We start from the raw sequence: 21,847 nt of genomic DNA on the forward strand, positions 1-21,847 counted from the left end.
CTGCTTTACAGACACACGCTTATCGCAAGGAAATCCCATATGCTCGTTGTTTCACTTTCCGGCAGCCCCTCCCCAAAATCCCGTTCCGGCGTAGTGCTGGCCCATGCCAGCCGCTGGTTGCAAAGCCACGGGGTGGAAGTCACCACGCTGCGCATACGCGACTTCAATGCCGAGGACCTGCTTTTCGCCCGCTTCGACAGCCCGCAAGTGCTGGAATTTATCGAAGCGGTTAGGCAAGCAGATGGCCTGCTGATTGGTACGCCGGTCTACAAGGCGTCATTTTCAGGCGCACTGAAAACCCTGCTCGATTTGCTCCCCGAGCGCGCACTGCATGGCAAAGTAGTCCTGCCGCTGGCCACCGGCGGCAGTATCGCGCACATGCTGGCCGTGGATTACGCCCTCAAACCGGTACTGTCGGCGCTCAAATCGCAGGAAGTGCTGCACGGCATCTTCGCCATCGATACCCAGATCAGCTACGACGACAACGAAGAAGGCGGCACCCTGGACGAAATCCTCACCGAGCGCCTGCATGAGGGGCTGGAGCATTTCCATCACGGCCTGCAACGTCGCTTGCAGGCACGTCACAAGCAGGCCGGCGGGCATTTGCAACTGGCTTTATAGCCCGGCATCAATGCTCGACAAACAGCGGATACAACGAGGCCACCAACAGCACGGCCATCACGCCGTTGAAGATGCGCAACCCCAGCGGGTCACGCAGAACATTGCGCAACAAACTGCCAAAGCCTGCCCAGATGCCGACACTGGGCAGGTTGATCAGCGCAAACACCGCCGAGATCACCACCACATTGTAGAAATAGCCCTGCATCGGCGTGTAGGTGCTAATGGCACCAATCGCCATGATCCAGGCCTTGGGGTTGACCCATTGAAACAGCGCTGCACTCATGAAACTCAGCGGCTTGCCCTGACTGTCGACGTTATCGGAGGCAGGACCTGACGTGGCGATTTTCCACGCCAGGTACAACAGATAAGCGGCGCCGACATAGCGCAGGATGGTGTAGAGAAGCGGCCATGCCTTGAACACGCTACCCAGCCCGAAACCGACGGCCAGCACCAGGACAAAAAAACCGATGCTGATACCCAGCATGTGCGGCAACGTACGGCTGAAACCGAAATTGACGCCCGAGGCCAGCAGCATCATGTTATTCGGGCCGGGGGTAATAGAGGTGACGAACGCGAAGAGTGTGAAGGCAAGAAGCAAATCGAAAGAGAGCACCATACAGCTTGTCCGGATCAGTGGGTCAGGCACTTACCCTATAGAAGGCGCTGCAAGAAACACACGGACAGTTGACCGGTAATTATTACCGTACAGTTTGATAAAAAACTCTTTTAAAGCGGACTGTTAACCTTGTGGCTGCTGGCCAGTCACATTCAGGTCAACGCTTGCTTCGCCTTTATCATCGAATTCGCGCGCCTGCTGTGCCTGCGGATCAGCCATCAATTGCGCCTTGCGTGCCTGGTATTCATCAAACGACAGGCCGCGCCGGTTAAGGTCTTCAAGCGCCAGTTGATGGCTTTCTTCGGCGCTGAAGGGACGCTGCTCGACAGCATGGTGGGTGGAGCAGCCGGAGAGCAATGCAACGGTGAATGTGAGGACAAGCGCAAGGGCAAGTATACGGTTCATCTGGGGCCTCCGGGGCAGGCTTCATTTCAGGAATGACGCAAGGTTACGCCCGCCCCCGACGCAGCAAAAATCATCCGCCGTGATAGTCGCTATCGACTGTTGCGAGCATCCTCGATCAATACCTCGCGCAACGCCTGAGCCGCAGCGGAAAGCTTGTGATCGGCCAGCATCATCAGGCCGATACGACGCTCGATACGCGGTCCTACCAGCGCGATGCAGCAAGCACCCAGTTCCTGCATCTGCCCGATGCACAGCGACGGCACCGCGCTGACACCCAAGCCATTGGCAACCATGCGCCCGATGGTGGACAGCTGATGGCTTTCAAACGCCACTGCCAGTTTGCCGTGCATCGGCTCGATGGCCTGCTCCAGTAGCAAACGCACAGCCGAAGGCCTTTGCAGGGCAATGAAGTCTTCGCCCAACAGCTCGGCCCAGGACACTTCGCCAAGCCCGGCCAGCGGCGAATCCTTCGAGACCACGGCTACGAAACGATCCCTGTAGAACGGAGTGAACGACAACGCGTTGTTCGACTCGGGCTCAAAGCCGATGCCCAGCTCGACACGGCGGTGACGCACCATCTCCAGCACCTGTTCATTGATCACGTCATGCACCGCGACATTGACCCGTGGGTAGCGCCCGCGAAACACCTTCAGCGCTGCCGGTAATCGATTGCCGGCAAACGACGGCATGGCGGCGACCGAAACCCGGCCCGTTTGCAAGGTAAACCTCTGTCGCAACAGCTCTTCGGTGTTGTCCCAGTCAGCCAGCAACTGGCGCGCCAGCGGCAACAGGGTTTCGCCCTCGGGTGTCAGGCCGACGTTACGTGTAGTGCGTGTCAGCAATTGCCCGCCAAGGTCCTCCTCAAGGCTCTTGACGGTCAGGCTCAACGCCGGTTGCGAGATGTTCAGTCGTTCCCCGGCCTGGGCGAAGCTCAGGTACTGCGCAACTGCCAGAAAAGCCCGAAGCTGCTTGACGTTCATATATTTGTTTTTCTTATCAATTGATCAGTAAAACAAAATTAACAAATCAGTCGACCCGAGAGAAGATGCAAGTCACCCGATCCTCCGACAGTGCGACTGTCGGTCAACAACTATAAAAGGCGGATCAACATGGCTGGACTCGATAAACGAGTAACGACCTACGAAGAAGCCCTTGCCGGGCTGACCGGCAACATGACGGTACTCTGCGGTGGTTTCGGTCTGTGCGGCATTCCGGAAAACCTCATCGCGCAGATCAAGCGTATGGGCATCAAGGGCCTTACCGTCGTTTCCAACAACTGTGGCGTTGACGGCTTCGGCCTGGGCATCCTGCTTGAGGACCGGCAGATCCGGAAAATGATTTCGTCCTACGTGGGCGAAAACGCCTTGTTCGAAAAGCAGTTGCTCAGCGGCGAGCTGGAAGTCGAACTCACCCCGCAAGGCACCCTGGCAGAAAAACTGCGCGCAGGCGGCGCGGGCATCCCTGCGTTCTACACCGCGACCGGTTATGGCACGCCAGTGGCTGAAGGCAAGGAAACCCGGCAGTTCAATGGCCGCAATGTGATCCTGGAAGAGGCCATCACCGGCGACTTCGCCTTGGTCAAGGGCTGGAAAGCCGACCACTTCGGTAACGTTATCTATCGTCACACCGCGCAGAACTTCAACCCGGTAGTAGCCACTGCTGGACGAGTCACGGTGGTCGAGGTCGAGGAAATCGTCGAGCCCGGCGTACTCTTGCCTACTCAGATCCACACGCCTGGCATTTACGTCGACCGGGTGATTCAGGGCACCTTCGAAAAGCGCATTGAACAGCGCACCGTCAGAAAATCCTGACAGAGCAGCTCGGCCATACAACAACAAAGAGATTTCAGACCATGGCACTTTCTCGCGAACAAATGGCTCAACGCGTCGCCCGTGAACTCAAGGACGGTTATTACGTAAACCTGGGCATTGGCATTCCGACCTTGGTGGCCAACTATGTACCGGACGACATCGACGTCATGTTGCAGTCGGAAAACGGTCTGCTGGGCATGGGCGCATTTCCGACCGAAGACACCATAGACGCTGACATGATCAATGCTGGCAAACAGACGGTTACGGCGCGTATCGGCGCGTCGATTTTCTCGTCGGCCGAATCCTTCGCCATGATCCGCGGCGGTCATGTAGACCTGACTGTGCTCGGCGCTTTCGAGGTGGATGTCGAGGGCAATATCGCGTCGTGGATGATCCCCGGCAAGCTGGTCAAAGGCATGGGCGGAGCGATGGACCTGGTGGCAGGTGCCGACAACATCATCGTGACCATGACCCATGCCTCGAAGGATGGCGAATCCAAACTGCTGCCCCGCTGCAGCCTGCCACTGACCGGCGCGGCCTGCATCCGCAAGGTTCTGACTGACCTGGCGTATCTGGAAATCGACAACGGTGCCTTCATCCTCCGCGAACGTGCGCCGGGGGTCAGCGTGGAAGAAATCGTGGCAAAAACCGCGGGCAGGCTGATTGTGCCGGATGATGTGATCGAGATGAGTTTCTGAACGCGGGCATCTTCGAGCAGGATGGATACATCTCTGTGGGAGATTCTATGATTTCGTTTTGCTGCCGGTTCCCGGCAGTTCGCGGACAAGTCCGCTCCCACAGATTCCGGACAGTTGTGGGAGTGAGCTTGCTCACGAAGACATTGGTTCAAACACTCGATATCCAGGGACTGTACTGGCCTCTGCGCTCTCACAGGATTTGTCGTTCTGGACGCTCTGCGTCCGCAATAGTCGGCTGTTCAAGTAACTCCCCGATAATAATTACAAAAAGAGGTGCCCCCGATGGCCGCCAACATAGAAGAAAGCCGCTCTGCCCGATTCGCCTTGCGCTGCGCCGCATGGGCTGAACGCTGGTTTCCCGATTCATGGGTATTTGCCGCGCTGGCGGTGGTCATCGTCACACTGGCAACACTGGCCATTGGCGCACGCCCGGCTGAGGCCGCCAAAGCGTTCGGTGACGGGTTCTGGAGTCTGATTCCGTTCACCATGCAAATGGCCTTCGTGGTCATCGGCGGTTACGTCGTGGCCAGTTCGCCGCCCGCGGTGCGCCTGATCGACCGCTTGGCCCTGGTGCCGCGTAACGGTCGTTCGGCAGTGGCATGGGTGGCGCTGATTTCCATGCTGGCTTCGCTGCTCAACTGGGGGCTGTCACTGGTGTTCGGCGGCCTGCTGGTGTGCGCCCTCGCCCGCCGTACCGACCTGCGCATGGATTATCGCGCAGCCGGTGCTGCCGCGTATCTGGGGCTGGACGCAGTCTGGGCGCTGGGGCTGTCGTCTTCGGCGGCACAGTTGCAGGCCAACCCGGCCAGTCTGCCGCCGTCGATCCTGGCGATAACCGGCGTGATCCCTTTCACTGAAACCATCTTTCTCTGGCAATCCGGGGTCATGCTCGCCGCGCTGGTAGTCATATCGCTGATCGTGGCCTATGCCACCGCCCCTGGCCCGAACAGCGCCCGTGACGCCAAAGCCTGCGGTGTCGACCCGGCATTCAGCCTGCCGCCACTGGCACCTCGCACACGGCCGGGCGAATGGCTGGAATACAGCCCGCTGTTGATCATCCTGATGGTGCTGCTGGGGGTCGGCTGGCTGTTCAGCGAGTTTTCGAGCAAACCGGCGATCACCGCAATTTCCGGGCTCAACACCTACAATTTTCTGTTCATCATGCTCGGAGCGTTGCTGCACTGGCGACCACGCAGCTTTCTGGATGCCGTAGCGCGGGCCGTGCCCACCACCACCGGCGTATTGATTCAATTCCCGCTTTACGGCTCGATCGCTGCGTTACTGACCACAGTCAAAGGCGCTGATGCGCAGACCCTGGCGCACTACATCTCGACATTCTTTACCAGCATTGCCTCCCACGACACCTACGCCATTCTAATGGGCGTCTATTCGGCCATTCTGGGCTTTTTCATTCCGTCGGGCGGCGGCAAGTGGATCATTGAAGCGCCTTACGTGATGCAAGTCGCCAACGACCTGCAGTATCACCTCGGTTGGGCGGTGCAGATCTACAATGCAGCCGAAGCGCTGCCCAACCTGATCAATCCGTTCTACATGCTGCCGCTGCTGGGCGTACTGGGCCTCAAGGCACGTGACCTGATCGGTTTCTCGTTCGTGCAGTTGCTGGTCCATACGCCGCTGGTGCTGTTTCTGCTCTGGGCATTGGGCACTACGCTGGTCTATACGCCACCGGTAATGCCCTGATCGTCAGCCATTGAACGAGTAGTCACGCTCGACCTTGCAGATTCGCGTGGTGAACGCCTGATACCAGCGCGCGCGTCCCTGTTCGCGGACCTGGGCGTGATCGGCCTGCTGTTTCCAGGCCAGAATCGCGGTTTCGTCGCTCCAGTAGGACACGGTGATGCCCAGTCCGTGTTCGCCGCGAGCCGATTCCACGCCCAGAAAGCCGGGCTGCTGCCTGGCCAGTTCTACCATCCGCTGCGCCGCGTCTGCGTACGCCTGACCCTCTTCAGACGTACGCAGTGAGGTGAACACCACCGCAAAGTAGGGTGTGGGAAAGCGCGCTGCCATCATGATCGATTCCTCTGCGCGGCCTGGCTGCACGCGCGGACGAACGCAGCAACCACAGGAGATACCTTGCCCTGCAACGCAGCCCGCTCCGGCTGGAACAGCGTGGCGACGAAGAACGGGTGGCCCTGCAATTCGATACTGCGCACTTCGCCTTCAGGGCCGCGGCCGCTGACTTTCAATGCATCGCCGAACAGCGCTGGCTCAAGCTCACGACGCAGACCGTAGCGGCAGTGATAACGCTCCTCGATATTCAGCGTGCCGTAGGCTTGGGCAATCAAAGTGTCGGGTTGCAGGTGAATCGCCGCCACGGATTCAACCAGCGAGCAGCTCAATGGTTCGATGATGAAGTTTGCCGCCTGCGGCGCAGTTTCGCCGTGCTCGGCGTCTGTCCAGCCCAGTTGATTGCGGGCGTACTCCACCAGTGCGTGCTGAAAGCCGCCGCACGTCCCCAGAAACGGTACGAGACGCTCGCGTGCGAAACGAATGGCCGTCAAAGCGCCCTGCATGTCCAGGTACGGGCTGGCCGGTACACACCACAGACCGTCGAATTCGCCAAGCCGTGCAACGCTGCCGATCTGTGGCGTCGGTAGCCATTCGAAGCTGACCGGCACGTGAACGGTCTCAGCCGCCATCTCCAACGCCAGGGGAATGGCCTGATGGGCTGGCACATCGGCGTTGAAATCGCCCACCAGCCCGATCTGCAAAGTGTTGCGTACGTTATTGACTGTGCCCATGCCCTGCCCCCTGTTCGATTTCGTATAACCCGGGCGGACTATAAACAGGCAGCAAAACCAGCAGAATGGGCATTGCAGCAATGCCTGGCGTGCAGCGCTGCACGTTTCTTCAGCCAGTTACCGGCGTCAGCACCGGCTGCCCGGAAAAGAACGCCAGCAGGTTATCGTTGACCATTTGCACACTGTCTCTGGAAGCCTCGGGCGACAGGCCTGCGACATGGGGCGTAAGCACAACATTGCCCAGCGTTTTGAGTACGTCCGGCACAGCGGGCTCATCGTCGAACACATCCAGCGCAGCCCCGGCAATCTGCTCGCTCTGAAGTGCACTGACCAGCGCATGGGTATCCACCACACTGGCACGCGCAATGTTGACCAGAAAGCCGTCAGGGCCCAGCGCTTCAAGCACACCGGCATCGATCAAGTGCTGCGTGCCACTGCCACCGGGTGTGGCAATGATCAGGAAATCCGACGCCGCAGCCAGCGCCTGTGCGGTGGCGTGCCAGGTGTAATCGCAGTCGGTGCGCGGTTTGCGATTGTGATAGCCGATGGCGATGTCGAACGCGGCTGCACGCCTGGCAATCGCCAGCCCAACCGCTCCCAGTCCGACGATTCCCAAGCGCTTGCCTGCCAGCGACGGTCGAACCACCTTGCGCCATTCGCTACGGCGTACCGACGCATCGGCCTGCGGGATGTCGCGTACCAGCGACAGCAACAGCGCCAGCGTATGGTCAGCCACTGTGGCGGCGTTGACGCCTGCACCATTGGTCACGGTGATGCCGCGTGCCTGCGCGGCGGGCAAATCAACCTTCTCGTAGCCGGCACCGCTCACGCAAATGATGCGCAGGTTCGGCAGTGCATCCATTTCCTCGGCGAAAAAACCCAGTGGCCCACGCGTCATCACGGCGCTGATGCTCTTCCCGTGTGCAGCAATTGCCTCGGCGCGCAGTTCGGCCGTCGGCGCACGAATCAACTGATAACCGCTGCTTTCCAGAATCGGCAAATACATGTCCAGATTTTCCACCAGCACCAATACCGTTGTCATGCGCACTCCCGTTCGGTCAGCAAAACGCTGACAGTAACGCGACTCGGTGCGCTTGTGCATAGCCAATGGCGCTCGTTGGAAAAAAACCTTTCGCGATAACGCCAGGCGTTCATAAAGTGGACGCATTTGCCGGACAGACTGAGGCACAAGCAACCTCGCCAACGCGATAGTGCGCTATCGTTGCGTGCAGCGCTGTGACCAGTAACGGTATTCGCTGGTGCAGTAGAACGCCTTCCATCCATAAGGAACCAACCGCCCATGCAAGGATTTTCCGCCACTCTGTCGACCACAACCCTGTTGAAAAAGACCCTCCTGGCCGCAGCGGTCATGTCGGGCCTGATGCTGTCATCCGGTATGGCAGCGGCGGCGGATGCACCGGGCAAGGTGCTGAGCGAAAAATACGGTCTGCCCTGGCCAGCCGTAATCGCCCATCGCGGAGCTTCGTTCGACGCTCCGGAAGAGACCATTCCGGCCTATACCCTGGCACGCGACCTGGGCGCGGACTATCTGGAGATGGACATCCAGCGCACTAAAGACGGCGTGCTGATAGCACTGCACGATGACGTACTGGAACGTACGACCAACATTGCCGAAGTGTTCCCGACACGGGTCAAGGACCCGGTCAGCACCTTCACCCTGGCGGAGCTCAAGCAACTGGACGCCGGCTCATGGTTCAACAAGGCTTACCCCGACCGGGCGCGCGCGAGCTACAGCGGATTGCAGATCCTGACGCTGGATGAGGTCATCGACATCGCCGAGGGCGGCGCGAACAAGCCTGGGCTGTACATAGAGACCAAGGTGCCGAACAAGTTTCCCGGTGTCGAAGCCGACCTTAAAAAGGTGCTGACCAAACGTGGCTGGCTGGCTCAGCGTCCGGCCGCGGCGGCTGGTCATGTGAACGTCGCACACATGCCAGGGCGTGTGGTATTGCAGACGTTCGAGAAGCAGAGCCTGGAGCTGCTGCAAAAAGAAATGCCGAAAGTGCCCAAGGTCATGCTGCTGTGGATTGGCGAAGGCTCGATAGAGCCTAAATCCGGCGTCGCGTTCAAAGACTCGGGGGCCAAGGACAAGGCCAGCTACTACGCAGCGCAGGAGGTCAAGTCTCCGGAGGAATTCCAGAAGTGGATTGACTGGGCCAAGGCTCATGGTGCGATCGGCACCGGCCCTTCTTCGCAACTGGCCAAGGGTGGCGATCAGAGCTACATGGACCTGGTCAAACCCTGGATGAACAACCTGACCCACGAGAAAGGCATGGTGATCCACCCTTACACGGTGGACGACGCAGAGGACTTCAAGCGGATCAGCAATGACGGGGTTGACGGTTTCTTCACCAACCGCACTGCCGAACTGTTGAAGTTCTACGGGCGGCCGGCGAAAGAGAGCATCGAGACGATTCTGAAGCGTAACGGCTACTGATCGACTGGCTGGCCGCATCCTGCGATGCGGCCAGCGCCGATTGATCAGAAATCGATGGTGCCGGACAGCTTCAAGGTGCGTGGCTCGCCTTGAGTCAGATAACCCCCATTGGCCGATGCCCAATAATCCTTGTTCATCAGGTTTTCGACGTTGGCACGCAGCGTGACGTCCTTTTGCGCAACGTTGAAGGTATAGCGCGCGCCCAGATCGAAGCGGTTCCAGGTCGGAATGCTCAGATTGTTGGCAGCGTCGACATATTGCCCGCCGGTGCGCAGCATGCGCGCATTGATGGCTGCGCCCGTGACGCCTGGCACATCCCAATCGGCACCCGCGTTGAACTGGAAGGTCGGCACACCAATGGCCCTGTTGCCATCGTTGCTGCCACCCGACGTGCCGCTCACCTCGGTGTCCATCAGAGTAAGACCGGCCAGCAGACGCAGGCCGCTGACGGGCTCGCCGAACACGTTCATTTCCACGCCACGGTTGCGCTGCTCGCCATCACGGACGTAGCGCGTTCCGCTGCCATCCTGAATCTGGTAGCCATCAGTCGGTTGTTCGATACGGTATACACCCAGGCTTGCGCCGAAAGTACCCATATCCAGCTTCACGCCCGCTTCAATCTGTTTTGAACGCGCCGGCGCGAACACCTCGCCAGGGTTGATCGTCACGGTGCTCGGCGCCGTCGGCCCCTGCGCAAGGCCTTCAATGCGGTTTGCATAGAACGACACATAGCGCCAAGGCTTGAACACCAGCCCGTAGACCGGCGTGGTGATTGCCTCGTCATACAGTGCGTTGCGCGGGCCGCTGCCATAGTCGTAGCCCTGGACGCGCAGTTGCTGGCGACGCAGGCCTGCGGTCAGCAGCAGGCGATCATCGAAAAAGCCCAGCGTGTCGGAGAACGCTACGCTGCGCATACGGCTCTTGCCGACGATACCGGGGTCACTGAGATCGCCACCCGAGAAGCTGTCCAGCGCAGGACGTGTTGTTTCCACTGGGTTGTACAGGTTGCTGCCAGCCGGACTGTCGAACAGGTAGGCACTGCGCTGCTCGGTCCAGATGCCGGACAGACCGAAGTTGACCTTGTGACTGACCGCGCCGGTCTGCAGCTTGCCGTTGATGCCGGCCATGGCTGTCTTGTTGTCTTCGTCATGCGGAATGGAAGACGGTGACGCCGTGATGTTGCCTGCGGCGTCATTGATAGTCGGCGAGCCATAGATACCGTTTTCACGGGTGTGCTTGGCACCGGCTGCGGCGTACAGCGTCCAGTCATCGTTGAGGTCGTATTCGGCCCGGCTCATGCCGAAGGTGTCTTCGGTTTCGGTCCAGGTCCAGTTCGGCGCGTAATTGGTGTCGGCATCCGGTGCATGCGGCACACGGGTCAGGCCACTGCCAACGAACACCATGTTGCGATTCTGATTGATGCGCTGCTTCTGGTAGGGTCTGTTCCCGTTTCACATTGGCAGCCACAGAAAAGCGCAGGCCATTGCTATGACGCTTTCATAGTTTCTCTTGAGTTTGTCGAACCGAGAAGCCGCCGCCCGGAAATGCTTCAACCGGGCAAAGGCGTTTTCTACGAGATGTCGATTGCGATATAACCCTTTGTCCAGATCTGCGTTCCCTTTCAGAGAATTGCGCTTTCGTGGAATCACCACTTTGCTGCCTTGCTGCTCGACCTGAGCGCGTATCGCTTCAGTGTCGTAGCCCTTGTCCGCAATGATCACTTCTGCATTGGGCATCTTGGCAATCAACGAGGCCGCCTGCGAACAATCATTGGTCTGGCCTCCGGTCACGTCAAATGCAATGGGCAGCCCACAAGCGTCTACAGCCAGGTGAATCTTGCTGGTGTTACCGGCTCGGCTTTTTCCGATGGCCTGGTCCTGCGTGCTGGCAGCACCTGCACTGTGCTGATGAGCCTTTACATAACTGCCATCAATGAAAACCCACTCCATGTCAGGATCGGTCATCAGCACCTCAAGCACCTTGACCCACTTGCCTGAAGCAGACCAGGCATTGAACCGCTTGTAGACCTTGCTCCAGTTTCCAAACGCTTTCGGCAGGTCTCGCCAAGGGCAACCCACACGCATGCGGTACAGCATGCCTTCAACCGTGGTGCGCAAATCTCGCTTGTTGTAGATCGATTCGTGCAGCAAAATTTCTCGAAGCTTCGGCCAGTGCTCATCACTGAGCATTAATCGGGGCATTGCAGGCTCGTATTGGTGTTGTGTGAGAACTCCAACAATACGGGCCTGTTCTCATAGAGATCAATGGGTTACGTCGAAACGGGAACAGACCCTAGGCAAAATCGCCGGAAAGACGGAAGTTGTCACCCTGATAATCAAGCCCCAGCGCGAACAGCTTGCTGCGATGCTCTTCGTCTTCAACGCCGGTCTCGCCTTCGCGCTGAGACAGGTTGAGGCGTGCGCCGAATCGATTGCCTTCGCCAAAGCGCTGGCCGAGGTCCAGGTGCTCGCCGACCCGGCCGTCGCTGCTGATGTCGGTGGTAAAACGCCGTGTCGGCGTGTCCTGAGCGCGCTTGGGTTGCAGGTTTACGCCGCCGCCAATACCGGAGCCGGTCGGTGTTACGCCGTTGATGAAGGCATTGGGGCCTTTGAAAACCTCAACCCGTTCCAGCGCATCGGTGGAGATGATCTGGCGTGGCAGCACGCCGTAAAGGCCGTTGTAGGAAATATCATCGGTAGTCAGTTTGAGGCCACGAATGACGAAGATCTTTGAGGCGTTGGCATAGCCGCTTGACTGGCGAACCGATGCATCATTGAGCAGCACATCGCCGATGTCTTCAGCCTGCTGGTCCTCGATCAATTGTTCGGTGTAGCTGGTCATGGTGAACGGCACGTCCATGACGTCGGCATTGCCCAGAACACCCAACTGCCCGCCGCGAGCCACTTGCCCTCCTGCGTACACGGGCGGTAGCGCGTGCGGGTCGGCCTTGTCGGCACTGATATCGGTCTCTCCGAGAACCATCGGGCCTTCCTGCTGACTGGCGGCAGCAGTAGCGGCCCAGGCCGGAGAACCAATGGAACAGCAAAATGCGAGCAACGTGAGGCGCATCGGGATCGATGGGATGTGCATGAAAAGGTCCTGCTGACGAGATGAGCGAGATCGGAAGAAACCTTCCTGGAGATGACCGACTCAGTGGATGCGAAATGCTACCATATGTTACTGGGAATGCTTATCATTAATTTGTGTGCAGGGCGTCACATAACCAACGCTCATCGCTACGTCTCACACAGCAATGCTTTGAAACAGGTAGGGGACAGCCACCTGAGTGCGACTCTCGTGTAAGCTCGTACGCTATTGGTTTTCCCATCGAGAGGCCTATGCAATCCACTTTCCGACGCTCGACACTGGCAGCACTTCGTGGTTTTGCCTTGCCAAGCGGTGCAATCTCCATTGTTCCTTCTGCCGCCGACTATCGGCGCTGTCTGCTGGAAAGGATCGCTTCGGCCACCCGGCGCATCTATATCATCGCGTTGTATCTGCAACAGGATGAAGCTGGTCAGGAGATCCTCGACGCACTGTACGCGGTCAAGGCTGCACGGCCCGAGCTGGATGTCGTGGTGCTGGTTGACTGGTTCCGCGCGCAGCGGGGTCTGATCGGTGCCGGGCGGCAACCGGGCAACTCGACCTGGTATCAGGCGCAGAACCTTGAATACGATGAAGAAGTGCCGATCTACGGCGTGCCGGTGCAAACCCGTGAGCTATTCGGCGTGCTGCACCTCAAGGGCAGCGTGATCGACGATTGTGTGATCTACAGTGGCGCAAGCATCAACAACGTCTACCTGCACAAGCTCGACAAATACCGTCTGGACCGTTACCACCTGATCGAAAGTGCGCCACTGGCCGACGCTTTCCAGAACCTGGTGCAGCGCGAAATACTCCCCTCACCGGCGGTGCACCGCCTCGACCTGCAATCGCCACCTGGCTCGCGCAGCATTCGCAGCGAGATTCGCGCTTTTCGTGCGGACCTGAAACGCGCTGCGTACGACACTTCAGCAGGCGAAAAGGAAAACGGCGAGCTGCGGGTGATTCCGCTGCTGGGCGTCGGGCCGCGTAACAATCTGAATCGTGCCATCTGCGACCTGATCGCCTCGAGCAAGATCCAGCTGACCATCTGCACGCCGTATTTCAACCTGCCGGTGGCGGTCACCCGCGAAATCAATCGGGCGCTCAAGCGCGGTGTGCAGGTCGATATCATCATTGGTGACAAAACCGCCAACGACTTCTTCATCGACCCGGACGAGCCGTTCAAGGTGATCTCGGCCCTGCCCTATCTGTATGAAATCAGCCTGCGACGCTTTGCCCACAAGCATCAGAAGGCAATCGCGCAGAACCGCCTCAACGTGCACCTGTGGAAACACGGCGATAATACGTTCCACCTCAAAGGCATCTGGGTCGATCAGCGCTATACGCTGCTGACAGGCAACAACCTGAACCCTCGCGCCTTCAATCTTGATTTGGAAAACGCCTTGCTGATCGATGATCCGCAGGGCCAGTGGAGCGAAACGCGCGAGGCGGAAATCGCCCATTTGATGCGCAACACCCAACGCGTCAACCAGTACGACGAACTCGACACACTGGCCAATTATCCCGAAGGGGTACGCAAATTCCTCAAGCGCGTCAGCCGTGTGCGGGTCGAGCGATTGCTGTACCGGATACTCTGACCCTCAAGCCTGAGGCCGACATGCCTGGCATGTCGGCCATACAACCAAAGAAACAGGGTGTGTCAGGGCCGTTTCGCCCCCAACTGCTTCCACATCTTTTGCGTGATTTTGCGGCGGTTGCTGTAGCCTGCCCACGGGTCGGCCTTGAGTTTCTTTAAACGCTGCGCAAGGTTGGTGATGTCCCACTGCGCCGAGGATTTCAGGCCTGCCAGTTCATCCACAGCAATCGGCACCGAGACCGGCAAACCTGGCCGGGCGCGCACCGAATATGCAGTCACGGTGCTTCCGCCACGGCTGTTGCGCAGGTAATCAATGAAAATTTTCCCTACCCGGTTTTTCGGCCCCATGGTCGCGGTGAAGCGTTCGGGCAACTGACGGCTGACGAATTCGGCGATAGCCTTGGAGAAGGCTTTAACCGTGTCCCAGTCAGCCTGCCGCGCCAATGGCACGATGATGTGCATGCCCTTGCCGCCGCTGGTCTTGAGAAAAGCTTCCAGCCCAAGTTCCTCCAGCACGGCGAGCACCATTTGCGTGGCTTCGATCATGCTGCGCCAGGGCAGCGCCGGGTCGGGATCAAGGTCCAGTACAAAATGATCCGGCGTTTCGATCCTGTCACGCGTAGCGCCCCAGGTGTGCAACTCGATGGCCCCCATTTGCGCGGCACCGACCAGCGCCTGCAATGAATCGATCTCCATCAGCGCGGCATGCCCGGGGTCCAGAGCACGATCCAGCTGTTTGATGTGTGGAATCGCAAGATGCTCGGCGTGCTTCTGGAAGAACTGCTCGCCGTCGATGCCTTCCGGGCAACGCAACAATGCCACAGGACGCTTGTTCAGATACGGCAGAATCCATTCGGCAATAGACGCGTAGAACTGCGCAAGTTCGACCTTGCTGGTGCCGGTCTTGCTGTCGATCACCCGATCCGGATGGCTGATGCCGGTGCCCGCAACGTCTACTTTGCCTTTGCCGGCAGCGGTTTTCTTGCCTGAACGCGGCGCTGCCGATGTCGATTGCGTCCGGGTCTGGCTGGCAACCCTGGCGGGCTGAGCGTCTTCGCGCACCACCTCACTGGCAGGCTTGTCACTGCGCAACCCGACAAATGCGGCTTGTCGCACAATGCCTTCGCGGGTCCACTGGGCGAACTCCGCCTCACAGACCAGTTGCGGCTCTACCCACTGCACGCCACGGGCCTGAGCCGAGGTCAGCTTTTTCGCCAGAGGTGAATCCTTGCGCTGCAGCGGTTTGAGTTGTTGATAAAGCTGTTCAAGCGTCACCTCACTGAAGCCGGTGCCCACCCGCCCGGCATAGACCAGTCCTTCATCGCCCTCATTGACCGCCAGCAACAAGGCTCCGAAGGCCGAGCGGCTGCCTTGCGGGGCGGTGTAGACGACGATCACCAGTTCCTGACGCAACCGGCATTTGAGTTTGATCCAGTCGGCGTTGCGCTTGCCGATATAAACACTGCCGGCCCGCTTGCCGATGACACCTTCCAGGCCCATTGCCGCAGCGCTTTCCACAATATCCTGATGCCCGGCCTGAAACGCATCCGAATAACGCAGCAAGCGACTGCGCTGGGCGTCGAGCACTTGCTTCAAGGCGTCGCGGCGCTGCTCAAGGGGTACTTCACGCAGATCCTCCGCACTCAGGAACGGCATATCGAACAGGTAATACAGGATGTTTTTGCTGTTCCCTGCGTCAAAGGCATTCTGCAACCCCTGAAAGTCGGGCAACCCTTGCTCGTCGAGAACCACTACTTCGCCGTCGAACCAACTGTTTTGCAATTTCAGGCCCTTGAGCGCCTTGACCAGCTCGGGCAGCCGTTCGGTCCAGTCGTGGCCGTTACGGGTGAACAGGCGCACTTCGTCGCCCTGAATGCGGGTCAGAATGCGATAGCCATCGAACTTGATCTCATACAGCCAGTCACCCGCTGGCGGTGCATCTACCAACGTGGCCAGTTGCGGCGAAAGGGTTTCCGGGAAAACCGTTTTCGACTTCTTTTGCGCGGGCTTGCGCGCAGGCTTCGCTGCACCGGCTTTGGCTTTTTCGTTTGCGGCGCTGGCTTTTGGCTTCGCTGGCGCTGCACGCCCTGCCCCTAGGTGCGCGCCGCTGATCACGCTCTGCGGCTGCTCCAGAGTGATGTCATATTCGGCGGCAGGTCGCGCAATGGCGTCCTTTTCTTTGATCAGCAGCCACTGCTCCTTGCTGCCGCTGCCCGTGAGCCGCGTGCGCACCAGCGCCCAGTCGCCGCTGAGCTTCTCGCCGACCAGGGTAAATTTGAGTTTGCCTTCCTCATAGGTTTTTTGCGGATCACCGTGCGGCTGCCAGACGCCACGGTCCCAGACAATCACATCACCGCCGCCGTACTGCCCTTTCGGGATGCTGCCCTCAAAATCGGCATAGTCCAGCGGGTGGTCTTCAACATGCACCGCCAGACGTTTTTGCTTGGGGTCCAGGCTCGGGCCTTTGGGCACCGCCCAGCTCTTGAGCGTGCCATCCAGCTCCAGTCGAAAGTCGTAGTGCAGGTTGCGTGCGTCATGCTTCTGAATCACGAAACCCAGCGCCTTGGCCTTGGACGAAGACTTGCCTTTGCGCGTGCTTTCGGCAGGCTCGGAGGTGATGGCGAAATTGCGCTTGCGCGTGTATTCACTGGCGGGCTTGGCCATGTCCGGTGTCTCCGTCTGGCTCAAGAGGCTTTGCTGGTTTTCTTGCGGGCTGCGGGCCGCTTGGGCTTGGCCGCGGCCTTGTCAGCAGGTTTTTCTTTTGCTGCGGGCTTGCTCGCTTTGCCTTTACTGGCGCCACCCTTGCCCGCCAGGCTGCGTCGCAGCAAGTCGGTGAGGTCAATGACATCGGCACTTTTGCGCTCTTCCTCGGCCGGATCCGTCTCGACATCCTCGATCTCGCCTTCGTCTGCCTTGGTTTTGACCAGGTGCATGATCTTGTCCTGAAAAGTGTCGCGGTACTGCTCAGGCTGCCAGTCGGCGCTCATGTCCTTGACCAGACGCCTGGCCATGTCGCGTTCACTTTTGTTCAACTGTACGTCCGTCACTGCGTCGCTCAGTTCCAGTGTGTCCAGCTCACGCACGTCGGCAGGCCAGCGCAGGATCACCATGACCAGCGCCGACTCCAGCGGCATGACCGCCGCCAGGTGTTCGCGGGTATGCAGCACGACATTGGCCAGCGCCACCTTTTTGGTGTCGACAAGGGTTTCGCGCAGCAGCGCGTAGACTTTTTCGCCGCGTTTATCCGGGGTCAGAAAAAAAGGCGTGTCGATGTTTTGCAAAGGAATCTGCTGGCTGTCGACAAAGGCGAATATGTCGATGGTCTGCGTCGATTTGGGGTGCGCGGAACGAATTTCCTCCTCGCTGAGCACCACATAGCGATCCTTCTCGTACGCCACGCCCTTGACGATGTTTTCGCTGGTGACTTCCTTGCCGGTGACCTTGTTGATCCGCTTGTAGCCGACCGGGTCCATGCTGCGTTTATCGAGCCAGTCGAAGTCGACACTGGTTGACGTTGTCGCCGACACCAATGCGACCGGTATATGCACCAGCCCGAAGCTGATTGCGCCCTTCCAGATTGCCCTTGCCATGGTCTGACTCCTGTTGATCCTGAAAAAGTGACTGGACCGGTCGAACAAAAGTTTCGACAGCCTGACGAGTGCCGGAAAATCCGCGCAGGCGCAGCCCGTTTTTCATCTTGGCAATCTGACTGTCAACGTTTTGGCTTTTGGTGCGAACTGTATTAACGGGATGCTTACAGCCGTCAAAGCCTTGTAGTAGAGGGGTTCGCGCAAAGAGAAGCAGGATTTTTCAAGTCACATATGCGTTTAAGATCTAAAAATATGGTTTAACGTTCTTTTGCGGAATAAATCAGACGTTCTATAAATGGCCCCACCCCGAACGCTGTTGGCGAACTGTCTGCGAATCAACAGTTGGTCCCGTCAGCTTTCACTTAGCTGATCACTCCCAAGGATTTGTCATGAACGTTTTCTGGTTTCTTCCGACTCACGGCGACGGCCATTATCTGGGCACGACAAAGGGCGCACGTCCCGTCACCCTCAATTACCTGAAACAGGTGGCGCAGGCCGCCGATGACCTGGGCTATTACGGGGTATTGATTCCGACCGGTCGCTCTTGCGAAGACTCGTGGGTCATCGCCTCGGCACTGGTGCCATTGACCGAGCGTCTGAAGTACCTGGTGGCGATCCGTCCGGGAATCATCTCCCCTACCGTCTCGGCACGCATGGCGGCCACGCTGGATCGTTTATCCGGCGGCCGACTGCTGATCAACGTGGTGACTGGTGGCGACCCGGACGAGAACCGTGGCGACGGCAGCTTCCTCGATCACAGCGAACGCTATGAAGTCACCGACGAATTCCTGAAGATCTGGCGTCGCGTATTACAGGGCGAAGCAGTCGACTTCGAAGGCAAGCACCTGCGCGTGCAGAATGCCAAAGCGCTGTATCCACCGATTCAAAAGCCCTATCCGCCGCTGTACTTTGGTGGCTCTTCCGATGCCGCGCATGACCTTGCGGCCGATCAGGTGGACGTTTACCTGACCTGGGGCGAACCTCCGGCAGCTGTGGCCCAAAAGCTGGCCGATGTGCGTGAACGGGCAGCCCGCAAAGGTCGTACCGTAAAGTTCGGCATTCGCTTGCACGTCATCGTGCGCGAAACCAGTGAAGAAGCCTGGAAAGCCGCCAGCACATTGATCGAACACATCAGCGACGAAACCATCGCTGCGGCCCAGAAATCTTTCTCGCGCTTTGATTCCGAAGGTCAACGCCGTATGGCTGCGCTGCATGACGGACGCCGCGACAACCTGGAAATCGCGCCTAACCTGTGGGCGGGCGTGGGTCTGGTTCGTGGCGGTGCTGGCACGGCACTGGTCGGCAACCCGCAGGAAGTCGCGGCACGCATCAAGGAATACGCAGACCTGGGCATCGAGAGCTTCATTTTCTCGGGCTACCCGCACCTGGAAGAAGCGTACCGCTTTGCCGAACTGGTCTTCCCGCTGCTGCCTGAGCCTTACGCCAGCCTCGCCGGGCGCGGCATCACCAATTTGACGGGCCCGTTCGGCGAAATGATCGCCAACGATCTGCCCCCGCAGGCCAAGTGATGTCAGGGCAACTGCTGACCTTACCGCACTCGCCTGCGCTGGCGACCTCGATCAGAGCCACTGCGCAGGTATTCGAGGACCCCAAATCCAAGGATCTGCTCGCTCACGTACGCCAGGTGGCGCCCAGCGATGCCAGCGTACTGATCATTGGTGAAACCGGCACTGGCAAGGAACTGGTGGCACGGCACGTCCACGAACTGAGTGCCCGTCGCGACAAACCGTTCGTGGCGGTCAACTGCGGAGCATTCTCCGAGAACCTGATCGAGGCCGAGTTGTTCGGCCACGAGAAAGGCGCCTTCACCGGCGCGATCAGCGCGAAGGCCGGCTGGTTCGAAGAGGCCAATGGCGGCACGCTGTTTCTCGATGAAATCGGCGACCTGCCCATGACTCTCCAGGTCAAGCTGCTGCGCGTACTTCAAGAACGTGAAGTGGTCCGCCTGGGCTCGCGCAAGAGCGTGCCGATTGACGTGCGGGTGCTCGCAGCCACCAACGTACAACTGGAAAAAGCCATCAATGCCGGGCATTTTCGCGAGGACCTTTACTACCGGCTGGACGTGGTCAATCTGGAATTGAGCCCGCTGCGCGACCGGCCCGGCGATATCCTGCCGCTGGCCCGGCATTTCATAGAGGTCTACAGCCAGCGTCTGCGCCATGGCCCGGTGCGCATTAGCGCCGAAGCCGAGCACAAGCTCAAGACCTACAGCTGGCCGGGCAATATTCGCGAGTTGGAAAACGTTATTCATCACACCTTGCTGGTCTGCCGCGACGGAGTTATTCAGCGTGACGACCTGCGCCTGTCGAACCTGAGGATCGAGCGTCAGGACGAACAGAATCCGGCTGACGAGTCAGCCGAACAGTTGCTCAATCGGGCGTTCCAAAAGCTGTTTGAAGAACAGGCAGGTGCCTTGCACGAGAAGGTCGAAGACACGTTGCTCAGGACCGCGTATCGCTACTGCCATCACAACCAGGTACACACCGCCAGCCTGCTGGGCCTGACCCGCAACGTGACGCGCACTCGTCTGATCAAGATCGGTGAGCTGGCGGTCAACAAACGCAGGCCGGGTGAAAATATACAGGGCGACCGGATGCTGCATTTGTCGGTGTGAAGATCCAGACCGATGACGCGGAGCGTCATGAACGGCATTCCCACGCTGGAGCGTGAGGAATGAGCGCTGTCCGCAGGAACGCTATCGTGCCCATGCTCCGCGTGGGTATGCCTTTCTGGACGCTCTGCGTCCTCTCCTGATCACGCGGCACTTCACGACAAACGCATCGCCAGAGCCTTGGCCTGAATCGCCACGTCGGTCACTGCGGTGCTTTCCCACCACATGCCGCGCAGTGGCGGGCCCATGGCGAACAGGCGTGACGAGCAGCGACCTTGCGCGTCCAGCACCGCGCCACCGGCGTCGGCAGCAATGCCCAGCGCCAGCGGTCCGGGCTGAATCAAACCTCGCAGCAGCAATTGCCGAGGCAACGGGCGATCCACGCGTCGCCAGTCGTACTCGATGCCGGTAGAGTTGATCAAGGCATCGCCAACGATCTGCGTCGGTTCGCTATCACCGCGCCGACGCACGCTGATCTGCACCTGGCCTGACGGCAGGCTCGCAACAGCCTGCAACGAAGCGGCGTCAATGCTCAGCCGACCTTGCCTGATCAGTTGCGCCAGCAGTGCGGCGCTGGGTGGCGGCGAGCGATGGTGATGACTCTCCCACCATGGCCGTACATGACGGACAAACTGGCGGCGCTGCCTGTCACTGGCCTGATTCCACAGCCTGCCAACGTTGGCGCGCACGGTGTCCAGCGGGGCCTGCCAGTCAATGCCGCTTTCGATGGCCAGCTCGCACTGCTCGCGCACCTTGCTTACCAGTTGGCGAGTGCTGCGGATACTCGGGTCCTGCGCCAGGAAATCAGACCATTCCGGTGGCTGGCGCCGCACATGGGGCAGCAGGCCATGCCGGGAATAGATCTGAATCGGCCCGCGGTGCCCGGCCTTTTCCAGTGAGACCAGCGCATCGACCATGGTCAGCCCCGAACCGATGATCAGCACCTTTGACTGCGGATCAAGCTTTTTCATCACCGCCACATCCCAAGGGTCCAGCGCTGCCGTGTTCAGCTCGTTCGAATCGCGTCGCGGGGTGCGTGAAGCCGCGTACATGCCGGTCGCCAGCACGGCACGGCTACCGCGCAACTTACGGCCGTCAGCCAGCGAGACACTGACCCCACCTTCATGGACCTGCAGGTCGACTGCCTCGCCAGGCACATGCACGGCGGTCGAGCCAAAGGCTTCAGCAGCGCTTAGGGCTTCACGCAGTCGCTGCTGAACATAAAGCCCGAACACACCGCGTGGCGGAAACAGTTCGGCGACCGGGACCCTCTGCTCATAAGCTTCAGGCCAGCCCCCGGCGGCCAGATAGTCAGTCAGCCACTGGGTGAGGTCATCCGGATTATCCGGATCGACGCTCATCCGCGCAGCGTTGCCATTGAGTGTATGGCCCGGCTCCGTCGCACTGTAGGCCTCGCCCCGGCCGAGTTCGCTGCGGGTTTCGATAATCAGGATTCGGCGCTGGCCCGGTCTGCGCAACAGTTGCGCCGCCAGCATGGTGCCGCTCAGACCGCCGCCGATGATCAGAATGTCAGCCGTCTGGTGGGAATCTTCGGTCATCGAACAGCGCCTCG

18 protein-coding genes and 2 pseudogenes are annotated in these 21,847 nt (G+C 59.3%); 8 read left to right on the forward strand and 12 right to left on the reverse strand.

The genetic code is table 11. From position 1 onward, the window contains the following. Positions 1 to 39 precede the first annotated feature (39 nt). Entirely contained in the window at positions 40 to 621 is a 582-nt protein-coding gene (gene ssuE / locus AC4ANK_RS17265) for an NADPH-dependent FMN reductase (RefSeq protein WP_002554046.1), read from the forward strand. Positions 622 to 628: 7 nt separating this feature from the next. On the opposite strand, the gene AC4ANK_RS17270 is transcribed toward ssuE, so the two are convergent. The 3 genes from AC4ANK_RS17270 to AC4ANK_RS17280 form a co-directional block, all read right to left on the reverse strand. After that, positions 629 to 1,237, reverse strand: a complete 609-nt coding sequence (locus AC4ANK_RS17270) for a LysE family translocator (RefSeq protein WP_004661013.1) — start codon at positions 1,235 to 1,237, stop codon at positions 629 to 631. Positions 1,238 to 1,360: 123 nt separating this feature from the next. Beyond that, a complete protein-coding gene (locus AC4ANK_RS17275) occupies positions 1,361 to 1,642 on the reverse strand; it encodes a hypothetical protein (RefSeq protein ID WP_002554048.1) in 282 nt (93 codons plus the stop codon). A gap of 89 nt (positions 1,643 to 1,731) precedes the next feature. Beyond that, the gene (locus AC4ANK_RS17280; RefSeq protein WP_002554050.1) at positions 1,732 to 2,622 is read right to left on the reverse strand and encodes a LysR family transcriptional regulator; all 891 of its coding nucleotides are present in this window, start codon (positions 2,620 to 2,622) and stop codon (positions 1,732 to 1,734) included. Between the two features lie 129 nt (positions 2,623 to 2,751). On the opposite strand from AC4ANK_RS17280, the gene AC4ANK_RS17285 reads away from it, so the two are divergent. From AC4ANK_RS17285 to AC4ANK_RS17295, 3 genes are all read left to right on the forward strand, one after another. Then, positions 2,752 to 3,453: a CoA transferase subunit A gene (locus AC4ANK_RS17285; protein ID WP_031594889.1), complete on the forward strand. Its 702-nt coding sequence runs from the start codon at positions 2,752 to 2,754 to the stop codon at positions 3,451 to 3,453. Positions 3,454 to 3,494: 41 nt separating this feature from the next. Next, positions 3,495 to 4,151, forward strand: coding sequence for a CoA transferase subunit B (locus tag AC4ANK_RS17290; RefSeq protein WP_002554052.1), 657 nt, complete (start codon positions 3,495 to 3,497; stop codon positions 4,149 to 4,151). A 282-nt stretch (positions 4,152 to 4,433) separates the two neighbouring features. Next, positions 4,434 to 5,852: a short-chain fatty acid transporter gene (locus AC4ANK_RS17295; protein ID WP_002554053.1), complete on the forward strand. Its 1,419-nt coding sequence runs from the start codon at positions 4,434 to 4,436 to the stop codon at positions 5,850 to 5,852. 3 nt (positions 5,853 to 5,855) lie between these two features. Here the strand turns inward: AC4ANK_RS17295 and AC4ANK_RS17300 are convergent, their stop codons facing one another. The 3 genes from AC4ANK_RS17300 to AC4ANK_RS17310 form a co-directional block, all read right to left on the reverse strand. Then, positions 5,856 to 6,182 (reverse strand): antibiotic biosynthesis monooxygenase family protein, encoded by a 327-nt coding sequence (locus tag AC4ANK_RS17300; protein ID WP_002554054.1) that lies wholly within the window; start codon positions 6,180 to 6,182, stop codon positions 5,856 to 5,858. Then, entirely contained in the window at positions 6,179 to 6,913 is a 735-nt protein-coding gene (locus AC4ANK_RS17305; protein ID WP_002554055.1) for a CTP synthase C-terminal region-related (seleno)protein, read from the reverse strand. Before AC4ANK_RS17305 ends, AC4ANK_RS17300 begins: the two co-directional genes overlap by 4 nt. Before the next feature lie 109 nt (positions 6,914 to 7,022). Then, a complete protein-coding gene (locus AC4ANK_RS17310) occupies positions 7,023 to 7,955 on the reverse strand; it encodes a 2-hydroxyacid dehydrogenase (RefSeq protein ID WP_002554056.1) in 933 nt (310 codons plus the stop codon). A gap of 258 nt (positions 7,956 to 8,213) precedes the next feature. Between AC4ANK_RS17310 and AC4ANK_RS17315 the strand changes: the two genes are divergently transcribed. Further along, positions 8,214 to 9,371, forward strand: coding sequence for a glycerophosphodiester phosphodiesterase (locus AC4ANK_RS17315; RefSeq protein WP_002554057.1), 1,158 nt, complete (start codon positions 8,214 to 8,216; stop codon positions 9,369 to 9,371). Between the two features lie 44 nt (positions 9,372 to 9,415). On the opposite strand, the pseudogene AC4ANK_RS17320 reads toward AC4ANK_RS17315, so the two are convergent. The 3 genes and pseudogenes from AC4ANK_RS17320 to AC4ANK_RS17330 form a co-directional block, all read right to left on the reverse strand. Then, positions 9,416 to 10,822 (reverse strand): annotated as a pseudogene (locus tag AC4ANK_RS17320) (TonB-dependent receptor); the annotation flags it as partial. Further along, a complete protein-coding gene (locus AC4ANK_RS17325) occupies positions 10,823 to 11,572 on the reverse strand; it encodes an IS5 family transposase (RefSeq protein ID WP_460382697.1) in 750 nt (249 codons plus the stop codon). A 94-nt stretch (positions 11,573 to 11,666) separates the two neighbouring features. Beyond that, positions 11,667 to 12,461 (reverse strand): annotated as a pseudogene (locus AC4ANK_RS17330) (TonB-dependent receptor plug domain-containing protein); the annotation flags it as partial. A 248-nt stretch (positions 12,462 to 12,709) separates the two neighbouring features. Between AC4ANK_RS17330 and pssA the strand changes: the two are divergent. After that, positions 12,710 to 14,053: a CDP-diacylglycerol--serine O-phosphatidyltransferase gene (gene pssA, locus AC4ANK_RS17335; RefSeq protein ID WP_002554059.1), complete on the forward strand. Its 1,344-nt coding sequence runs from the start codon at positions 12,710 to 12,712 to the stop codon at positions 14,051 to 14,053. A 62-nt stretch (positions 14,054 to 14,115) separates the two neighbouring features. Here pssA and ligD read toward each other — a convergent pair whose 3' ends face one another. Both ligD and ku read right to left on the reverse strand, forming a co-directional pair. Continuing rightward, on the reverse strand, positions 14,116 to 16,716 hold the full coding sequence (ligD, locus tag AC4ANK_RS17340; RefSeq protein WP_460385179.1) for a DNA ligase D: 2,601 nt from the start codon (positions 16,714 to 16,716) through the stop codon (positions 14,116 to 14,118). A gap of 20 nt (positions 16,717 to 16,736) precedes the next feature. Next, positions 16,737 to 17,642 (reverse strand): non-homologous end joining protein Ku, encoded by a 906-nt coding sequence (gene ku / locus AC4ANK_RS17345; RefSeq protein ID WP_002554061.1) that lies wholly within the window; start codon positions 17,640 to 17,642, stop codon positions 16,737 to 16,739. 389 nt (positions 17,643 to 18,031) lie between these two features. On the opposite strand from ku, the gene ssuD reads away from it, so the two are divergent. Both ssuD and AC4ANK_RS17355 read left to right on the forward strand, forming a co-directional pair. Further along, positions 18,032 to 19,171 carry an FMNH2-dependent alkanesulfonate monooxygenase gene (gene ssuD / locus AC4ANK_RS17350; protein ID WP_002554062.1) on the forward strand — a complete coding sequence of 380 codons (1,140 nt, stop codon included), beginning with the start codon at positions 18,032 to 18,034 and terminating at the stop codon, positions 19,169 to 19,171. Then, positions 19,171 to 20,277: a sigma-54 interaction domain-containing protein gene (locus AC4ANK_RS17355; RefSeq protein WP_010203637.1), complete on the forward strand. Its 1,107-nt coding sequence runs from the start codon at positions 19,171 to 19,173 to the stop codon at positions 20,275 to 20,277. The genes ssuD and AC4ANK_RS17355 overlap by 1 nt, the downstream gene beginning before the upstream one ends. Positions 20,278 to 20,429: 152 nt before the next feature. On the opposite strand, the gene AC4ANK_RS17360 is transcribed toward AC4ANK_RS17355, so the two are convergent. Next, a complete protein-coding gene (locus AC4ANK_RS17360; RefSeq protein ID WP_002554064.1) occupies positions 20,430 to 21,833 on the reverse strand; it encodes an FAD/NAD(P)-binding protein in 1,404 nt (467 codons plus the stop codon). Between the last annotated feature and the right edge of the window lie 14 nt (positions 21,834 to 21,847).

Source organism: Pseudomonas sp. Pmew2 (assembly GCF_058129885.1).

Excerpts from the sequence above, each read along its gene's own strand:
- ssuE (WP_002554046.1), top strand. The coding sequence starts at position 40 with ATGCTCGTTGTTTCACTTTCCGGCAGCCCCTCCCCAAAATCCCGTTCC.
- AC4ANK_RS17270 (WP_004661013.1), bottom strand. The coding sequence starts at position 1,237 with ATGGTGCTCTCTTTCGATTTGCTTCTTGCCTTCACACTCTTCGCGTTC.
- AC4ANK_RS17275 (WP_002554048.1), bottom strand. The coding sequence starts at position 1,642 with ATGAACCGTATACTTGCCCTTGCGCTTGTCCTCACATTCACCGTTGCA.
- AC4ANK_RS17280 (WP_002554050.1), bottom strand. The coding sequence starts at position 2,622 with ATGAACGTCAAGCAGCTTCGGGCTTTTCTGGCAGTTGCGCAGTACCTG.
- AC4ANK_RS17285 (WP_031594889.1), top strand. The coding sequence starts at position 2,752 with ATGGCTGGACTCGATAAACGAGTAACGACCTACGAAGAAGCCCTTGCC.
- AC4ANK_RS17290 (WP_002554052.1), top strand. The coding sequence starts at position 3,495 with ATGGCACTTTCTCGCGAACAAATGGCTCAACGCGTCGCCCGTGAACTC.
- AC4ANK_RS17295 (WP_002554053.1), top strand. The coding sequence starts at position 4,434 with ATGGCCGCCAACATAGAAGAAAGCCGCTCTGCCCGATTCGCCTTGCGC.
- AC4ANK_RS17300 (WP_002554054.1), bottom strand. The coding sequence starts at position 6,182 with ATGATGGCAGCGCGCTTTCCCACACCCTACTTTGCGGTGGTGTTCACC.
- AC4ANK_RS17305 (WP_002554055.1), bottom strand. The coding sequence starts at position 6,913 with ATGGGCACAGTCAATAACGTACGCAACACTTTGCAGATCGGGCTGGTG.
- AC4ANK_RS17310 (WP_002554056.1), bottom strand. The coding sequence starts at position 7,955 with ATGACAACGGTATTGGTGCTGGTGGAAAATCTGGACATGTATTTGCCG.
- AC4ANK_RS17315 (WP_002554057.1), top strand. The coding sequence starts at position 8,214 with ATGCAAGGATTTTCCGCCACTCTGTCGACCACAACCCTGTTGAAAAAG.
- AC4ANK_RS17325 (WP_460382697.1), bottom strand. The coding sequence starts at position 11,572 with ATGCCCCGATTAATGCTCAGTGATGAGCACTGGCCGAAGCTTCGAGAA.
- pssA (WP_002554059.1), top strand. The coding sequence starts at position 12,710 with ATGCAATCCACTTTCCGACGCTCGACACTGGCAGCACTTCGTGGTTTT.
- ligD (WP_460385179.1), bottom strand. The coding sequence starts at position 16,716 with ATGGCCAAGCCCGCCAGTGAATACACGCGCAAGCGCAATTTCGCCATC.
- ku (WP_002554061.1), bottom strand. The coding sequence starts at position 17,642 with ATGGCAAGGGCAATCTGGAAGGGCGCAATCAGCTTCGGGCTGGTGCAT.
- ssuD (WP_002554062.1), top strand. The coding sequence starts at position 18,032 with ATGAACGTTTTCTGGTTTCTTCCGACTCACGGCGACGGCCATTATCTG.
- AC4ANK_RS17355 (WP_010203637.1), top strand. The coding sequence starts at position 19,171 with ATGTCAGGGCAACTGCTGACCTTACCGCACTCGCCTGCGCTGGCGACC.
- AC4ANK_RS17360 (WP_002554064.1), bottom strand. The coding sequence starts at position 21,833 with ATGACCGAAGATTCCCACCAGACGGCTGACATTCTGATCATCGGCGGC.